This is a genomic window from Aeromonas sp. SER, from assembly GCF_038739615.1.
In the GTDB taxonomy this organism is placed as follows: domain Bacteria; phylum Pseudomonadota; class Gammaproteobacteria; order Enterobacterales; family Aeromonadaceae; genus Aeromonas; species Aeromonas jandaei.
In genome coordinates, this window is record NZ_JBCGFC010000006.1 from 95,263 (window position 1) to 111,132 (window position 15,870).

15 protein-coding genes are annotated in these 15,870 nt (G+C 57.6%); 8 read left to right on the forward strand and 7 right to left on the reverse strand.

Annotated elements, in window-relative coordinates; all coding sequences use genetic code 11:
• From nadC to yacG, 8 genes are all read left to right on the forward strand, one after another.
• Positions 1-858, forward strand: coding sequence for a carboxylating nicotinate-nucleotide diphosphorylase (gene nadC, locus AAHA41_RS10985; RefSeq protein WP_323068620.1), 858 nt, complete (start codon positions 1-3; stop codon positions 856-858).
• A gap of 323 nt (positions 859-1,181) precedes the next feature.
• Entirely contained in the window at positions 1,182-1,616 is a 435-nt protein-coding gene (gene tapA / locus AAHA41_RS10990) for a type IVa pilus major pilin TapA (RefSeq protein WP_208737270.1), read from the forward strand.
• 7 nt (positions 1,617-1,623) lie between these two features.
• A complete protein-coding gene (gene tapB, locus AAHA41_RS10995) occupies positions 1,624-3,330 on the forward strand; it encodes a PilB family type IVa pilus assembly ATPase TapB (RefSeq protein WP_323068625.1) in 1,707 nt (568 codons plus the stop codon).
• A gap of 145 nt (positions 3,331-3,475) precedes the next feature.
• Positions 3,476-4,717: a type II secretion system F family protein gene (locus AAHA41_RS11000; protein WP_182926367.1), complete on the forward strand. Its 1,242-nt coding sequence runs from the start codon at positions 3,476-3,478 to the stop codon at positions 4,715-4,717.
• Between the two features lie 61 nt (positions 4,718-4,778).
• Positions 4,779-5,651 (forward strand): A24 family peptidase, encoded by an 873-nt coding sequence (locus tag AAHA41_RS11005; protein WP_323068627.1) that lies wholly within the window; start codon positions 4,779-4,781, stop codon positions 5,649-5,651.
• A 17-nt stretch (positions 5,652-5,668) separates the two neighbouring features.
• Positions 5,669-6,277 (forward strand): dephospho-CoA kinase, encoded by a 609-nt coding sequence (coaE, locus tag AAHA41_RS11010; RefSeq protein ID WP_323068629.1) that lies wholly within the window; start codon positions 5,669-5,671, stop codon positions 6,275-6,277.
• A 44-nt stretch (positions 6,278-6,321) separates the two neighbouring features.
• Entirely contained in the window at positions 6,322-7,044 is a 723-nt protein-coding gene (gene zapD / locus AAHA41_RS11015; RefSeq protein WP_041210678.1) for a cell division protein ZapD, read from the forward strand.
• A 9-nt stretch (positions 7,045-7,053) separates the two neighbouring features.
• Positions 7,054-7,248: a DNA gyrase inhibitor YacG gene (gene yacG, locus AAHA41_RS11020; RefSeq protein WP_005336142.1), complete on the forward strand. Its 195-nt coding sequence runs from the start codon at positions 7,054-7,056 to the stop codon at positions 7,246-7,248.
• A 71-nt stretch (positions 7,249-7,319) separates the two neighbouring features.
• Here yacG and mutT read toward each other — a convergent pair whose 3' ends face one another.
• From mutT to AAHA41_RS11055, 7 genes are all read right to left on the reverse strand, one after another.
• Complete coding sequence (mutT, locus tag AAHA41_RS11025) at positions 7,320-7,724, reverse strand: 8-oxo-dGTP diphosphatase MutT (RefSeq protein ID WP_323068632.1); 405 nt, start codon at positions 7,722-7,724, stop codon at positions 7,320-7,322.
• A 74-nt stretch (positions 7,725-7,798) separates the two neighbouring features.
• Entirely contained in the window at positions 7,799-10,519 is a 2,721-nt protein-coding gene (gene secA / locus AAHA41_RS11030; protein WP_071913397.1) for a preprotein translocase subunit SecA, read from the reverse strand.
• A gap of 59 nt (positions 10,520-10,578) precedes the next feature.
• Positions 10,579-11,484 (reverse strand): M23 family metallopeptidase, encoded by a 906-nt coding sequence (locus AAHA41_RS11035; RefSeq protein ID WP_033115384.1) that lies wholly within the window; start codon positions 11,482-11,484, stop codon positions 10,579-10,581.
• Positions 11,485-11,624: 140 nt separating this feature from the next.
• Positions 11,625-12,548: a UDP-3-O-acyl-N-acetylglucosamine deacetylase gene (lpxC, locus tag AAHA41_RS11040; RefSeq protein ID WP_005336146.1), complete on the reverse strand. Its 924-nt coding sequence runs from the start codon at positions 12,546-12,548 to the stop codon at positions 11,625-11,627.
• Between the two features lie 99 nt (positions 12,549-12,647).
• On the reverse strand, positions 12,648-13,799 hold the full coding sequence (gene ftsZ, locus AAHA41_RS11045) for a cell division protein FtsZ (protein WP_005336147.1): 1,152 nt from the start codon (positions 13,797-13,799) through the stop codon (positions 12,648-12,650).
• 39 nt (positions 13,800-13,838) lie between these two features.
• Entirely contained in the window at positions 13,839-15,098 is a 1,260-nt protein-coding gene (gene ftsA / locus AAHA41_RS11050; protein ID WP_005336148.1) for a cell division protein FtsA, read from the reverse strand.
• On the reverse strand, positions 15,079-15,831 hold the full coding sequence (locus tag AAHA41_RS11055; protein ID WP_033115385.1) for a cell division protein FtsQ/DivIB: 753 nt from the start codon (positions 15,829-15,831) through the stop codon (positions 15,079-15,081). Before AAHA41_RS11055 ends, ftsA begins: the two co-directional genes overlap by 20 nt.
• Positions 15,832-15,870: the final 39 nt, after the last annotated feature.

Sequence of the window (15,870 nt, forward strand, 5' to 3'; positions counted from 1 at the left end):
ATGTTTCAACAGGATGTCAGCCGCGCCGTTCGCGCCGCACTACTCGAAGATCTGGGCGATGCCCTCACCACGCTGGACCAACCGGACGCCAGCTCCGATATCACCGCCAAGCTGATCCCGGCCGACCGGATGGCCAGCGCCCGGGTTATCACCCGTGAAGCGGGTGTGTTCTGCGGCCAGCCATGGGTCGATGAGGTGTTCGTACAACTCGGCGGCGAGGTGAAGGTGGAGTGGAAGGTGGAGGATGGCGAGGTGATCTCCCCCAATCAGGAGTTGTTTCGCCTCCACGGCCCAGCCCGCTTGCTGCTGACCGGCGAGCGCAATGCGCTCAACTTCGTCCAGACCCTCTCCGGCGTTGCCACCCTCACCGCTCGCTATGTCGCCGAGCTGGAGGAGACCGACTGCCGGCTGCTCGACACCCGCAAGACTATCCCGGGGCTGCGCACGGCCCAGAAGTACGCCGTCACCTGTGGCGGCGGCAAGAACCACCGCATCGGTCTCTATGACGCCTACCTAATCAAGGAAAACCATATCCTTGCCTGCGGCGGCATCGCCGAAGCGATTAATGAGGCTCGTCATCTCAATCCGGGCAAACCGGTAGAGGTAGAGGTCGAATCGCTGGCCGAACTGGAGCAGGCGCTGGCGGCCAACGCCGATATCGTGATGCTGGACAACTTCGATGTTGCCATGATGCGTGAGGCTGTCGCCATCAATCAGGGCCGCGCCAAGCTGGAAGTATCCGGTAATGTCACCCTCGATACCCTGGCCGAATTTGCCGCCACCGGCGTCGATTTTATCTCTGTGGGAGCCCTGACCAAGCATGTGCGGGCGCTCGACCTCTCGATGCGCTTTCTCTGACAGGAAGATGCATGTAACTCCCTCGTAAAACGGGAAGATAGATAACAGATCATGGACTTGCAAAAGGCGCCTCAGGCGCCTTTTCTTTATGGCAGGAACCCTCAGCATAAGGAGTGTGATGGCGGGCCCTTTACAACTAGCAAAAAGAGTCGATAGAAGCTGCTTGCTATATGATTTTCATCATGTTTTTAGCAAATGACAGAAAAGTGGTTAACAAAGGCAGCGATCTCTGTTGCCACCCTTGATAGCTCGGATAAGATACTGACGTGTGGATGATTTTCCATCGGCACTTCCCAGGAACCAAGGACAAAAGGATATTTGAAATGAAGAAACAATCAGGCTTTACCCTTATCGAACTGATGATCGTAGTCGCGATCGTCGCGATTCTGGCCGCAGTAGCACTGCCGGCGTATCAGACATACACACAAAAGGCGAAGTTTTCTGAAGTAATAGCTGCAACTGGACCAGTGAAAACAGCTGTCGAATTGTGCTTTCAAAGTACAGGAGCAGTAACTAGTTGCCAAGCTCAAGGAACCAATGGTATTCCTGCCGCCCCCAGTGCTGCAGGCAGTGTAGCGAGCGTAGTTTTGGCGGCAGGCCCAACAGCAGCCAGCCAATTTAAAATTACAGCAACCTCACAAAATCTATCTACCAACTACACCTACGTACTTGTTGGCGATACAGCCACTGGGAACGTGGTCTGGACACCCAATCCTTCCGGCTCTGCCGGAACATGTGCCGCAGCAGGCGTCTGCTGATAGATTCATGACTTCTAGCCCCAATAGCGGCCTGGCATTAAGCTTGGCCGCCTCTTCACTGATAAGTGAGGAGGACTCCCAGCGCTATCTGAGCCAGGCCAAGGCCCAGCGTAAACCCTTTGTAACCTTCCTGATCGAGAACGAGATCCTTGAGAGCAAAGCTCTCGCCGATTTTTGCGAGCTGGAGTATGGGGTACCTCTGCTGGATCTTGCTGCCTTCGATTTGGCCGAGATCCCGCAGAAGTACCTCAATCAGAAGCTGATTGAAAAGCACCATGTGCTGCCCATATACACCCAAGGGCACACTCTCTATATCGCCATGTCGGATCCGACCAATGTGTCGGCACTGGAAGATTTCGGCTTCAGCTTTGGCCTGCATACCGAAGCGCTGCTGGTCGAAGAGAACAAGCTCACAGCGGCAATAGGAAAATTGCTGGAGAGCGAAAGCGATACCCTCGGAATGGAGGATATCGATGAATCTGAAATATCCGACCTCGAAGTATCCGATGAGAGCAGTCGACTGGATGAAAGCGTCAACACCGCTGATGATGATGCCCCAATAGTTAAATACATCAACAAGATCATGATGGATGCCATCAAGCGTGGCGCCTCCGACCTGCACTTTGAGCCCTATGAACAAAAATACCGCATTCGCTTTCGTATCGACGGCATCCTCCATGAAGTGGCAACCCCGCCAGTCAATCTTGCCAATCGTTTCTCCGCACGCCTCAAGGTAATGGCACGGCTCGATATCGCCGAACGTCGCCTGCCACAGGATGGTCGCATCAAGCTCAAGCTGTCGCGCAACAAGTCGATGGATATGCGGGTCAACACCCTGCCCACCATGTGGGGCGAGAAGATCGTTATCCGTCTGCTCGACTCCTCGGCAGCCCGCCTCAACATTGAACAACTCGGTTTTGATGATCGGCAAAAGGCGCAATATCTGCGTGCGCTCTCGAAACCTCAAGGCATGATCCTAGTGACCGGCCCGACCGGCTCGGGTAAAACGGTCTCGCTCTATACCGGTCTCAATATTCTCAACACTACCGAGGTGAACATCTCCACCGCCGAAGATCCGGTGGAGATCAACCTGCCCGGCGTCAATCAGGTGCAGGTCAACCCCAAGGCTGGTCTCACCTTTGCCAGCGCCCTGCGCTCCTTCTTGCGGCAAGACCCGGATGTGGTGATGGTGGGGGAGATCCGCGATCTCGAAACCGCAGAAATCGCAATCAAGGCAGCGCAGACTGGCCATCTGGTACTCTCCACCCTTCACACCAACTCCGCCGCCGAAACCCTCACTCGGATGATGAACATGGGGGTGCCAGCCTTTAATATCGCCTCCTCGGTGACCCTGATCATGGCCCAGCGGCTGGCACGCAAACTGTGTGACCACTGCAAGGCTCCCGAAGTAGTGCCGGAAGCAGAATTACTGGAGCTGGGTTTTACTCAGCAGCAACTGGCGGCGGGGCTGCGACTGTTCAAACCGGTCGGCTGCAAGGAGTGCTCTGGTGGATACAAGGGGCGGGTTGGTATCTACGAGATCATGCTGATGTCGGAAAACATCGCAAAGCTGATCATGCAGGGGGCCAACTCGCTACAAATAGCGGCTATAGCCCAGAAAGAGGGGATGCGTACCTTGCGTATGTCCGGATTGGAAAAGGCTCGCCTTGGCGTCACCAGTCTGGCAGAGGTCAACCGGGTGACAACGAATTGATTGCTCATCCCGATAGCAGGCATCAGAGTGCATAAACACGGGTAAAAGATATTGACCGGGTAACTGTCAGCCGCTTAGGCAAGACATCAAATCCGACGGTTCAGGGGTTATCCTCTTCCCTCCAGTCCATTTGCAGGATGCATCGATGGCAACGCTGACCAAGAAAACCAATGCCCCGAAAAAAGTCTTCGCCTTTCGCTGGCAAGGGGTAAACCGCAAAGGACAAAAAGTCTCTGGCGAGCTTCAGGCCGAGAACATAGCCACAGTGAAGGCAGAGCTGCGCAAGCAGGGCGTCAATGTCACCAAGGTTGCCAAGAAGAGTCAGGGGCTCTTCTCCAAGGGCGGCGCCAAGATCAAACCGATGGATATTGCCATCGTATCGCGCCAGATCACTACCATGCTCTCCGCCGGCGTTCCTCTGGTACAAAGCCTGCAAATCATCGCCCGCAGCCACGAAAAGGCATCCATGCGCGAACTGATGGGAGAAATAGCCGCGGATGTCGAAACCGGCACTCCCATGTCGGAAGCGCTGCGCCGTCATCCGCTCTACTTTGACGATCTCTATTGCGATCTGGTGGAAGCTGGCGAGCAGTCCGGCGCACTGGAAACCATCTATGACCGCATCGCCACCTATCGGGAAAAATCGGAAGCGCTCAAGTCGAAAATAAAAAAGGCGATGTTCTACCCAACCATGGTTATCCTGGTTGCGATTGTCGTTACCTCTATCCTGTTGCTGTTCGTCATCCCGCAATTCGAAGATATCTTCAAGAGCTTCGGTGCCGAGCTGCCTGTGTTTACACAGTTTGTTATCGGCATCTCCCGCTTTATGCAGAACTGGTGGTACGTTTTCTTCGGCGGAATCGCGCTGGCCATCTTTCTCTATGTCCGTGCCTGGCGAGCCTCCCAGAAGGTAAAAGACAATACCGACAAGTTTGTGCTCACGATTCCGGTAGTCGGTATGATCCTGCACAAAGCCGCCATGGCCCGCTTTGCCCGCACCCTTTCGACCACCTTCTCGGCCGGTATCCCTCTGGTAGATGCGCTTATTTCAGCAGCTGGAGCCTCGGGTAACTACGTCTATCGCACCGCAGTGATGGCCATTCGCAACGAGGTGGTAGCCGGTATGCAGATTAACGTGGCGATGCGCACTGTCGATCTCTTCCCCGACATGGTGATCCAGATGGTGATGATCGGCGAGGAGTCCGGCGCCATCGATGATATGCTCTCCAAGGTCGCCACCATCTTCGAACAGGAGGTAGACGATCTGGTCGATGGCCTCACCAGCCTGCTGGAGCCTCTTATCATGGTGGTGCTCGGGGTGCTGGTCGGAGGCATGGTTATCGCCATGTACCTGCCCATCTTCAAGCTTGGCGACGTGGTAGGCTGATTTATCAGGGCATGGCACCACAACCATGCCCTTCCCCTCATTTGATAACTGACGGTTGGTTATGACACTTCTTCTCGAGCTGGCTCACAGCTTGCCCTGGCTCTACTTCTCGCTAGTTTTTATCTTTTCCCTGATGATCGGCAGCTTTCTCAACGTGGTGATCCACCGCCTGCCCATTATGTTGGAACGAGAATGGCAGGCTGAATATCGCAGTTACTTCACTCCCGATGAAGAGCAAGCACCCGAACCGCGCTACAACCTGATGGTGCCGCGCTCGGCATGCCCCCATTGCGGCCATGCCATCACAGCACTGGAAAACATCCCGCTGCTGAGCTGGCTCTGGCTCAAGGGGCGCTGTGGTGAGTGCCAAGCACCTATCTCGGCCCGCTATCCGCTGGTTGAACTGTTGACAGCCCTGCTCTCGGTGGCCGTAGCCATGGTGATTTCACCGGGTTGGGGTACCCTTGCAGCCCTGCTGCTGACCTGGGTATTGGTGGCCCTCACCTTTATCGATCTCGACAAGATGTTGCTGCCAGACCAGCTGACCCTGCCGCTGCTGTGGGGAGGTTTGCTGTTCAACCTGATCGGTGGTTTTGCACCGCTTGCTGATGCTGTGATCGGTGCCATGGCAGGATATCTGGTGCTCTGGAGTCTCTACTGGGCTTTTAAACTGCTGACCGGCAAGGAAGGGATGGGCTATGGCGACTTCAAGTTGCTGGCGGCACTGGGGGCTTGGCTCGGCTGGCAGGCACTGCCGATCATACTGCTGCTCTCATCCCTGGTTGGTGCCATCATCGGCATCTCGCTCATTGCCCTGCGCAAACACCATCAGGGTAACCCCATCCCCTTTGGCCCCTACCTCGCCATCGCGGGCTGGATTGCGCTACTATGGGGCGATACCATCACTCGCTGGTATCTCACCACCATCCTCTGAAACAGGCGCTCTGAGTCATGTATGTAGTTGCAATAACCGGCGGCATCGGCAGCGGCAAGACGACAGTTGCCAACCAGTTTGCCGAGCTGGGCATCGACGTCGTGGATGCCGATGTGATTGCCCGCGAGGTCGTTGAGCCCGACACCCCGGCTCTCGCAGCCATCGCCGACCACTTTGGCCCTGATGTCATAACCCCCGACGGTCAACTGGATCGCCGCCGCCTGCGCGAACAGGTCTTCAGTGATCCGTCGGCCAAGACATGGCTCAACTCCCTGCTCCACCCGCTCATTCGCAGCGAGATGCAGCGCCAGTGTGCCGCAGCCCGCTCCCCCTACTGCCTGCTGGTCGTGCCGCTACTGGTGGAAAACAAGCTCACAGGTCTGGCCAATAGGGTACTGGTGGTCGATGTAGACGAAGCGACCCAAATCGAGCGCACCTGCCGCCGGGATGGAGTTACCGCCGAACAGGCCAAGGCCATCATCGCGGCACAGGCGAGCCGGTCGGAACGCCTGGCCGCGGCAGATGATGTCATCGAGAACGGCAATGGCAGCGAAATGGCCATAAAAACGCGGATTTTAACGCTGCACGAAACATATCTGGCATTTGCCTCTCAACAAGCTGGTTAACAGTGAGTACACTAGGCCGGATTTATGGCTGGCCAGGATTAGGCATGATTTACGATTTCCCCCTCAATGAAAAAAGCCGGACCTATCTTCGTCTGGAATCCCTGTTTTCCCAGATCCGCGACAATCTGGAGAACGACCAGCCCTGGGCTCATATCGCCTTCTTCAAAGGGTTGTTCGATCTGCAGGAGCTGCTGGAGCGTGGTGACCTGCGTGCCGACCTGATCAAGGATCTCGAGCGTCTCGGCCAGCGCCTGAGCCACTGGGCCAGCCTGCCCGACGTCGATCTGGAGCAGATCAAGCAGATGCAGCACGAGAGCAGCCAGCTCTCCCGCAGCCTGCTCAACTCCCCGCGTCCCGGCGCTCGCCTGAAAGAGGATCGCCTGCTCGGCTCCATCCGTCAGCGCTTCTCCATCCCGGGTGGCCTGTGTGCCTTCGACGTACCGCAGTTGCACCACTGGCTCGGTACGCCAGCCATTACCCGCCATCAGCAAATGCAGCTGTGGCTTAGCGACATAACCCTGCTGATGAATGCCATCACCCTGTTGCTGCGCCTGTGGCGCGAATCAGGCAGTTTCAGCGAGCAGGTAGCGACCAATGGTTTCTTTCAGGACACCGCCGAGAGCGCCGAGCTTATCCGCATCAAGCTGCCGGGCAACCTCTGCTGCTACCCCACCCTGAGCGGCCACAAGAACCGCTTTGCGCTGCGCTTCCTGCCAACCGGCGAACAGCCGATTGGCGATGTGCCATTCCAGCTCGCCTGCTGCTAGGGAGTGCTTATGGTTACCAAGGTAAAGTGCCCGACCTGCCAGAGCGAAGTGGAATGGGGCCCGCAGAGCCCGTTTCGCCCCTTCTGCAGCAAGCGCTGCCAGCTGATCGATCTCGGCGAGTGGGCCGATGAGGAGAAGCGGATCCCCGGAGAGATCAACCCGGATCTGCTGCCAGAGCCGGAAGAGGGCGACCAGTGGCTATAAGCCAGAGCTCGCTCGATTCTGCAAATAAAAAGGGCCATGCGGCCCTTTTTTCATAACTGGATAACGGCAGGTTACGCTTTAGCCGCCTGCAGGCGCGCCACAATCGGACCGTTGGCATCGGGGAAGTGGTAGTTGTGCAGTTCGGCGACCGGCACCCATAAACACTCCTGACCCTCTTTGCCAAAGGGTTCACCGCTGAAACGGGTCACTTTCCAGATGTCGAGCAGTACCTGCTTCTCCGGGTAGTCGTGATGCAGCTCCATGAAGGGAGCACAATCCTGCACCCGGATCCCGATCTCTTCCCACAGCTCCCGATCCAGCGCGGTCAGCAGATCCTCACCGGACTCCACCTTGCCACCGGGAAACTCCCAGCGATCGCCCTGATGACGGTCGGAAGAGCGCTTGGCAATGAAGATATCGCCTTGCTCATTCTCGATGACGCCAACCGCCACCCAGATCCGTTTTTTCTGTTCCATCAATTACCTCTGTTCGCTTGTTGCCACCAATAACAAGGCGGGCACTGGGCCCGCCTTTTATGGCATCGGGTCGATCAGGTCAACTGACCGTGGCAATGCTTGTACTTCTTGCCAGAGCCGCACGGGCAGGGATCGTTGCGGCCGATCTTCTGCTCGTCACGCACGAAGGTGGTGTGACCCTCGGCAGCACTTTCCTCTTCGTCCGCCAGCTGGTTCTCGGCAGCCGCGTGGGTGTAGGTACGGGGGGCAGACTCGGCCTGCTGGCGCTGCTGCTCTTCCATCGCTTCCACATCGCGCTCCTGCACCTGAACCCGGCTCAGGATGCTGACCACATCGCGCTTGAGAGTTTCCAGCATCTGGGTGAACAGATCGAAGGATTCGCGCTTGTACTCCTGCTTGGGGTTCTTCTGGGCGTAGCCGCGCAGATGGATGCCCTGACGCAGGTGATCCATGGCAGCCAAGTGCTCTTTCCAGAGGCCATCCAGAGTCTGCAGCATCACCGCTTTCTCGAAGTTGCGCAGCACCTCTTTGCCAACCAGCTCCTCCTTGTGGGCATAGAGCTTGGTGGCTTCGTCCAGAATGCGCTCGCGCAGCTTCTCTTCATACAGCTTGTCATCTTCCGCCAGCCACTGTTGCAACGGCAGATCGAGGGCGAAGTCGGACTTCAGGCGAGCTTCCAGACCCGGTACATCCCACATCTCCTCCAGAGACTGGGGCGGAATGTACTCATCGATGATGGCGCCATAAACGTCATCGCGGATAACGTGAATGGTCTCGGAGATATCGTTGGTATCCAGCAACTCGTTGCGCTGCTCGTAAACCACCTTGCGCTGGTCGTTGGCAACGTCATCAAACTCCAGCAGGCTCTTGCGGATGTCGAAGTTACGACCTTCCACCTTGCGCTGGGCGTTTTCAATCGCCTTGGTCACCCACGGGTGCTCGATGGCCTCCCCCTCTTCCATGCCCAGCTTCTTCATCATGCCGGTCACGCGATCGGAGGCGAAGATCCGCATCAGGGTATCTTCCATAGAGAGGTAGAAACGGGAGGAGCCCGGGTCACCCTGACGACCGGAACGGCCGCGCAGCTGGTTGTCGATACGACGGGATTCGTGGCGTTCGGTACCGATGATGTGCAGACCGCCGGCAGCCAGCACCGCATCGTGACGCACCTGCCATGCCGCTTTGAGCTCGGCAACCTGTGCCTCTGTCGGATTCTCCAGCTTGGCGATCTCCGCCTGCCAGTTACCGCCCAGCACTATGTCGGTACCACGACCCGCCATGTTGGTGGCGATGGTGACCGCGCCAGTCTGGCCAGCCTGGGCGACGATCTCCGCTTCCATGGCGTGGAACTTGGCGTTCAGCACCTGGTGCGGGATCTTTTCCTTGTTGAGAATGCCGGAGAGCAGTTCGGAGTTCTCGATGGAAACGGTACCTACCAGTACTGGCTGGCCACGCTCCACGCACTCGCGGATGTCCTTGACGATGGCGGCATACTTCTCGTTGGCGGTCAGGTAGACCAGATCGCCCATGTCTTTGCGCACCATCGGCTTGTTGGTCGGGATAACCACGGTGTCCAGGCCATAAATCTGCTGGAATTCAAAGGCTTCGGTATCCGCAGTACCGGTCATACCGGCCAGTTTGTTGTAGAGACGGAAGTAGTTCTGGAAGGTGATGGAAGCCAGAGTCTGGTTCTCGTTCTGGATCTTGACCCCTTCCTTCGCCTCGACCGCCTGATGCAGACCATCGGACCAGCGACGACCCGGCATGGTACGGCCGGTATGCTCGTCGACGATGACGATCTCGTCCTTCTGCACGATGTAGTCGACGTTGCGCTCAAACAGGGTATGGGCGCGCAGACCAGCGTTGACGTGGTGCAACAGGCTGATGTTGGTGGCGGAGAACAGGGAGTCGTTCTCGTCCAGCAGCCCCTCTTTCTTGAGCAGCTCTTCCACGAAGATCTGGCCGTTTTCGGTCAGCAGCGCCTGACGGTTCTTCTCGTCTACCGTGTAGTGACCGTCGCCGGTGTACTCCTCGGTATCTTCCTTGTCCTGCTTGACCAGCAGCGGGATCAGCTTGTTGACGCGAATATAGAGCTCGGAGCTGTCTTCTGCCGGGCCGGAGATGATGAGCGGGGTACGGGCTTCGTCGATGAGCACCGAGTCCACCTCATCCACCAGCGCGTAGTTGAGCGGACGCTGGACACGCTGCTCGGGCGAGAACGCCATGTTGTCGCGCAGGTAGTCGAAACCGAATTCGTTGTTGGTACCGTATGTGATGTCGGCCGCATAGGCATCACGCTTCTGGGACGCATCCATGCCCGGCACGTTGCACGCCACGGTCATGCCGAGGAAGGAGAACAGCGGGCGGTTTGCCTCGGCGTCACGCTTGGCCAGATAGTCGTTCACGGTCACGACGTGGACGCCGCGGCCACTCAGGGCATTCAGGTAAGCCGGCAGAGTCGCGGTCAGGGTCTTACCCTCACCTGTCTTCATTTCAGCGATGCGGTTGGAGTTCAGCACCATGCCGCCGATCAGCTGCACGTCAAAGTGACGCATGCCAAATACCCGCTTGGAGGCTTCGCGCACAGTGGCGAACGCTTCCGGCAGCAGCTGCTCCAGGGTCTCGCCCTGCTCCAGACGCTGACGGTACTCGGCCGTCTTGGCCTGCAGCTCGGCATCCGAGAGAGCCTCGAACTGCGGCTCCATGGCATTGATCTGTTTTACAATTTTGCGCAAAGCCTTGAGCGTTCTGTCGTTCCGGCTGCCGATAATCTTGGTGAGCAGTGTGCTAATCATGGGTACCAACTATTTCTGGTTATATAAAGCGTTCCGTCACTGGAACCTGAAGAAAAAACCTAACCCCGGCTGGCACTGAGAAAGCGTGCGGGGTTTACCTGACGACCATCTTTCAACACTTCGTAATGCAAATGGACCCCGGTCGCGCGACCGGTGCGTCCCATCAAGGCAATCTTCTGCCCCTGATCAACCAGGGTGCCCACCTCGACCAGCAACTTGGAGTTGTGGGCATAGCGGGTGACCAGACCATTGCCGTGATTAATCTCCACCATGTTGCCAAATTCCGGATGACGGCCGGCCCAGCTGACAATGCCGGGCCCTGTGGCCAGAATGGGGGTCCCGGGTTTGCCACGGTAATCCACCCCTTTGTGCATCTTGGCACGCCCGTTGAACGGATCGACCCGTCCGCCAAAGCCGGACGAGACCCAGACTCGCTCCTGCTTGACCGGCGTGCCGGAAATAAAACCGGCATCGGTGATATGGTGATTCATGATGAAAGATTCAAGTACCGACAGCTGCTCTTCGCGACTGCTGAGCTGTTGGCTGAGATGTTTCATGGAGGCTTGCAGCTCGTTGAGGCTCACTTCCAGATCTTCATCGTAAGAGGGGCCGCCCATCGGGGGCAGCTCTTTGAAATTGAACTCTTCGGGATCGAGATCGGCCTGCTCGGTCAGCCGTTCACCAAGAGCATTCAGGCGGCCAAGCTGGCCCTGCATGGTGCCCACCTGGGCTGCCAGCATCGCCAGTTGCTCGCGAGCCTCATCGCCGCTCTGGTCTACGGAACGCTGTTCGGCCATGGCCAGCGCCACTTCAAGTGCATCCATCTTCTGCTGCCAGCTCTGCCAGAGCCAGCCGCCACCAAGGGCCAACAGGGAGAAAACAATACCGCCGACCCATGCCAGACGTTGTTTTGGTAAGTGCAACCTGCGTCGCTGCTTGCCGTGGAGGATCAGGGTAATGCTCATAGAAATCAGTCTGCTCGGTCAGGTGAGGCCATGGGCCTGCACGGGAAATAAAACCGGGAGATAGTCGGTATTAAAGGATGGAGTAAACAAATGACGGAACGTCGGTGCGGAGAGGGGACCGACGTTCCGTTGCACAGCTATCAGGCCAGAACCAGACCGTTATCGTAGTAAGCGATAGGCGCTTTGTCGCCCTCACCCTCGAAGGTCACCAGTTCCCAAGCCTCCTGCTCGGCCAGCAGGGCACGCAGCAGTTTGTTGTTCAGGGCATGCCCTGTCTTGTAAGCGCGGAACTCACCGATAATGCTGCGGTTGCACATATAGAGGTCACCGATTGCGTCCAGCATCTTGTGCTTGACAAACTCGTCCTCGTAACGCAGACCATCTTCGTTCAGTACCCGGTAGTCATCCAGCACCACGGCGTTTTCCAGGCTTCCGCCCAGCGCCAGATTCTGGGAACGCAGGTACTCGATATCACGCATGAACCCGAAAGTACGGGCGCGGCTGATCTCTTTCACGAAGGAGGCACCGGAGAAATCCAGTACACAACGCTGGTTGCGCCCTTCAAAGACCGGATGCTGGAAATCGATCTCGAGATCCATTTTGAAGCCGTTGCGATAGGGGTGGAATTCTGCCCACTTGTCGCCATCTTCAACCCGGATGCTCTTCTTGATCCGCACAAACTGCTTGGCAGCATTTTGCTCACGGATCCCGACTTCCTGCAGCAGGTAGATAAAGGGATGCGCACTGCCGTCCATTACCGGGATCTCGGGCGCGTCAACCTCGACGTAGAGGTTGTCGATCCCCATCCCGGCCAACGCGGCGGAGAGGTGCTCAATGGTAGAGACACGCACGCCGGCTTCGTTGACCAGAGCGGTACAGAGCACGGTATCACGCACCTGATCGGCATTGGCTGGCAGCTCCACCACAGGATTCAGGTCGGTACGCAAGTAAACGATCCCTGTATTCACAGGAGCCGGACGGAATGTCATGGTGACTTTCCGGCCCGAATGCAGGCCGACGCCAGTCGCCTGAACACTCGTTTTCAAGGTTCTTTGTCTAATCATGGGTGTACCCTAAACAGCTTAAAATCCGGACCAGATGGTCGTTGGCAGGCCATCTTAGCACATTCCTTAAGCAACAGACAAACACGCCTCATAAGAGACTTAGTCTGCCTGCTTGCGCAGGAACGCCGGAATATCCAGATAATCCGGTTCACGACGGGCTTGCGGCTCGGCGTTAACCACCTTGGCCGGGGCTTCGTCCATCACGCGGCCCTGCATCATGTCGCTAACCAGCGGCTGACGTACCGGGCGCTCTTGCACCTGGCTGCTCTTGACCAGAGTGATGTCCGGCTTGCGTTCGGCACCGATACCGGTAGCAACCACGGTCACACGCAGTTCGTCGTGCATTTCCGGATCGATTACGGTACCCACTACTACAGTGGCGTTCTCGGAAGCGAAAGCCTTGACCGCGTTACCGACGGTTTCGAACTCTTCGATGGTCATGTCCATGCCGGCAGTGATGTTGACCAGGATGCCGCGGGCACCGGCCAGATCCACGTCTTCCAGCAGCGGGCTGGAGATAGCCTTCTCGGCAGCTTCTTCGGCACGGTCATCACCGGAAGCGGAACCGGTACCCATCATGGCGGTACCCATTTCGCGCATAACGGTACGCACGTCAGCGAAGTCGACGTTGATCAGGCCCGGACGGGTGATCAGCTCGGCAATGCCCTGTACCGCGCCAAGCAGCACATCGTTGGCCGCCTTGAAGGCGTCCAGCAGGGAGATGCCACGACCCAGCACCTTCAGCAACTTGTCGTTGGGGATGGTGATCAGGGAGTCGACGTTCTTGGAGAGCTCTTCGATACCGTGCGCAGCAAAGCCCATCCGCTTCTTCCCTTCGAAGGAGAACGGCTTGGTCACCACAGCAACGGTCAGGATGCCCATCTCGCGGGCCACTTCGGCCACGATCGGCGCAGCACCGGTACCGGTACCACCGCCCATACCGGCAGCGATGAACACCATGTCGGAGCCGGTCAGCAGCTCACGCAGCGCTTCGCGATCTTCCATGGCCGCATCACGACCCACTTCCGGGTTGGCGCCAGCACCCAGACCTTTGGTGATGCCACCGCCGATCTGCAGAGTGGTGTTGGCACTGGAGTTACGCAGTGCCTGGGCGTCGGTGTTGACGGTAATGAACTCGACACCTTCGATGTTTTGACGAACCATGTGTTCGACAGCGTTGCCGCCGCCGCCACCTACACCGATCACTTTAATGACGGCTTCGTCAGTGTGGCTATCCATAAATTCAAACATGTTGTCTCTCCGCTTTATTTGCCTGACTCAGCAAAATTCTTAAAACTCGCCACGCAGCCAGTTGCTGACCCGTTTGACCAGACCACCGACGCTTGCCTTGGCGGCATATTCTTTGTTGCTACCTGTTGCCTGATGTGTACGGCCGTACTGCAGCAACCCGACCGCAGTCGAGTACACCGGCGCCTGCACATAATCACTCAAGCCACGAATATTCATGGGCTCCCCTACCCGAACCTGGCTCTGGAAGATCTGCTCTGCACACTCCACAATGCCTTCGATCTGGGCAGCGCCGCCGGTCAAGACCACACCGGCTGCCAGCTGATGCTTGACCCCCTGCGCTTTCAATTCGCTTTGTACCCGCACCAGCTCATCATTCACCATGGAGAGCAACTCGGTGTAGCGGGGCTCGATTACTTCAGCCAGTGTCTGCCGCTGCAGGCTGCGCGCCGGACGACCGCCGACACTGGGCACTTCAATATTGTCTTCCTTGCTGACCAGGCGACCGAGGGCACAGCCGTAGCGTACCTTGATCGCTTCTGCGTCGAGCGGCGGCGTGCCGAAGGCGTAGGCGATATCGCTGGTCACAGTGCTGCCAGCGTAAGGGATCACCTTGGTGTGGCGCAGGGCACCGCCGGTAAACAGCGACATGTCCATGGTGCCACCACCGATGTCCACCACGCAGACACCCAGCTCTTTCTCGTCTTCGGTCAACACCGCGTAGCTGGAGGCCAGCGCGGAGAAGATCAGCTGATCGACTCGCAGACCCACTTTCTCGACACACTTCTCGATGTTGCGAGCCATGTCGTTATGGCAGGTGATGAGATGCACCTTGGCCGCCATCCGTACACCGGAGAGACCGACCGGATTCTTGATCCCTTCCTGATAGTCGATGGCAAACTCCTGCGGCAGCACGTGCAACACCCGCAGTTCATCCGAGAGGCGAACCGACTTGGCCGTGTGGATCACGTTGTCCACGTCTTCCTGAGTCACCTCTTCGTCGGAGATGGGTACCATGCCAGTCTCGTTGCGGCAGTCGATATGCTTGCCGGACAAGCCGAGGTAAACCGAGCTGATCTGGCAATCCGCCATCATCTCGGCCTCTTCCACCGCACGGCGCAGTGACTTGACCACGGAGTCGAGGTCGTTGACCCCGCCCTTCTCCATCCCGCGGGAAGCGTGACTGCCCATACCGATGACGTTCAGTTCACCGTCCGGCAATACTTCACCGACCAGAACCGCCACTTTGGTTGTGCCGATATCCAGTCCGACAATCAAATTCCTATCTGCGGTGTTGGTCATGCACTTTCTCTTCGCTCTTCTTCCAGCCAACTGCCACTCCGGTATCGTATCGAAGATCCACGTACGCAACCTGCGCTCGAGGTTCGATAGCCGGGAAGGCATCGATAAACCGCTGCAACCGGAGCGCTATGTCGTTGCGCCCCAGAAACAGCTTGATATTGCCATCCAGGGTCAGTTCCCAGGCATGGCGGGGGGTCAGATTCACCCCCAGCAACTTGTATCCCTTGGCAGCCAGTTGCGCTTCATACTGCCGACTCTCTTTCAACACCATGGCGGCCTGGTCATCCGGCCCTGACAGCTGCAACAGCGGTGTCTTGACCCGATCCGGTGCACTGAACACCTTGCCCTTGGTGTTGACGAAGCGGTTGCCGTTCCAGCGAGCCGCCACGTCCTGTTCTGTCAGGTAGACCTTGATCTTGTTCGGCCACTTCTTGCGTACCGATACCGAGGCTACCCATGGCAAGGCATTAAGCCGTGCCTGCAATTCGTTAACATCCAACTCGAAGAAGTTGCGTGACTCTGCGCCATCCAGCACGGCCAGTCGCAGCTCTTCGGTTTCCAGATACTGGTGTTGCCCCTGCAGCAACAGCTCGCTCATGGGCAACCGGTTGGCATCCGTCAGCCAACCTTTAACATCCAGCGCAGTCCGGTAGCAGCCCCATATCACCAGCAGGAAAAACATCACGCCTGCGATGAAGCCGCCCTTGGTGCGCCCCTGTGCCCTTGCCTCCACCCGCTCGATCCCCGTGTAACGCGCTAAACCGGCCTTTTG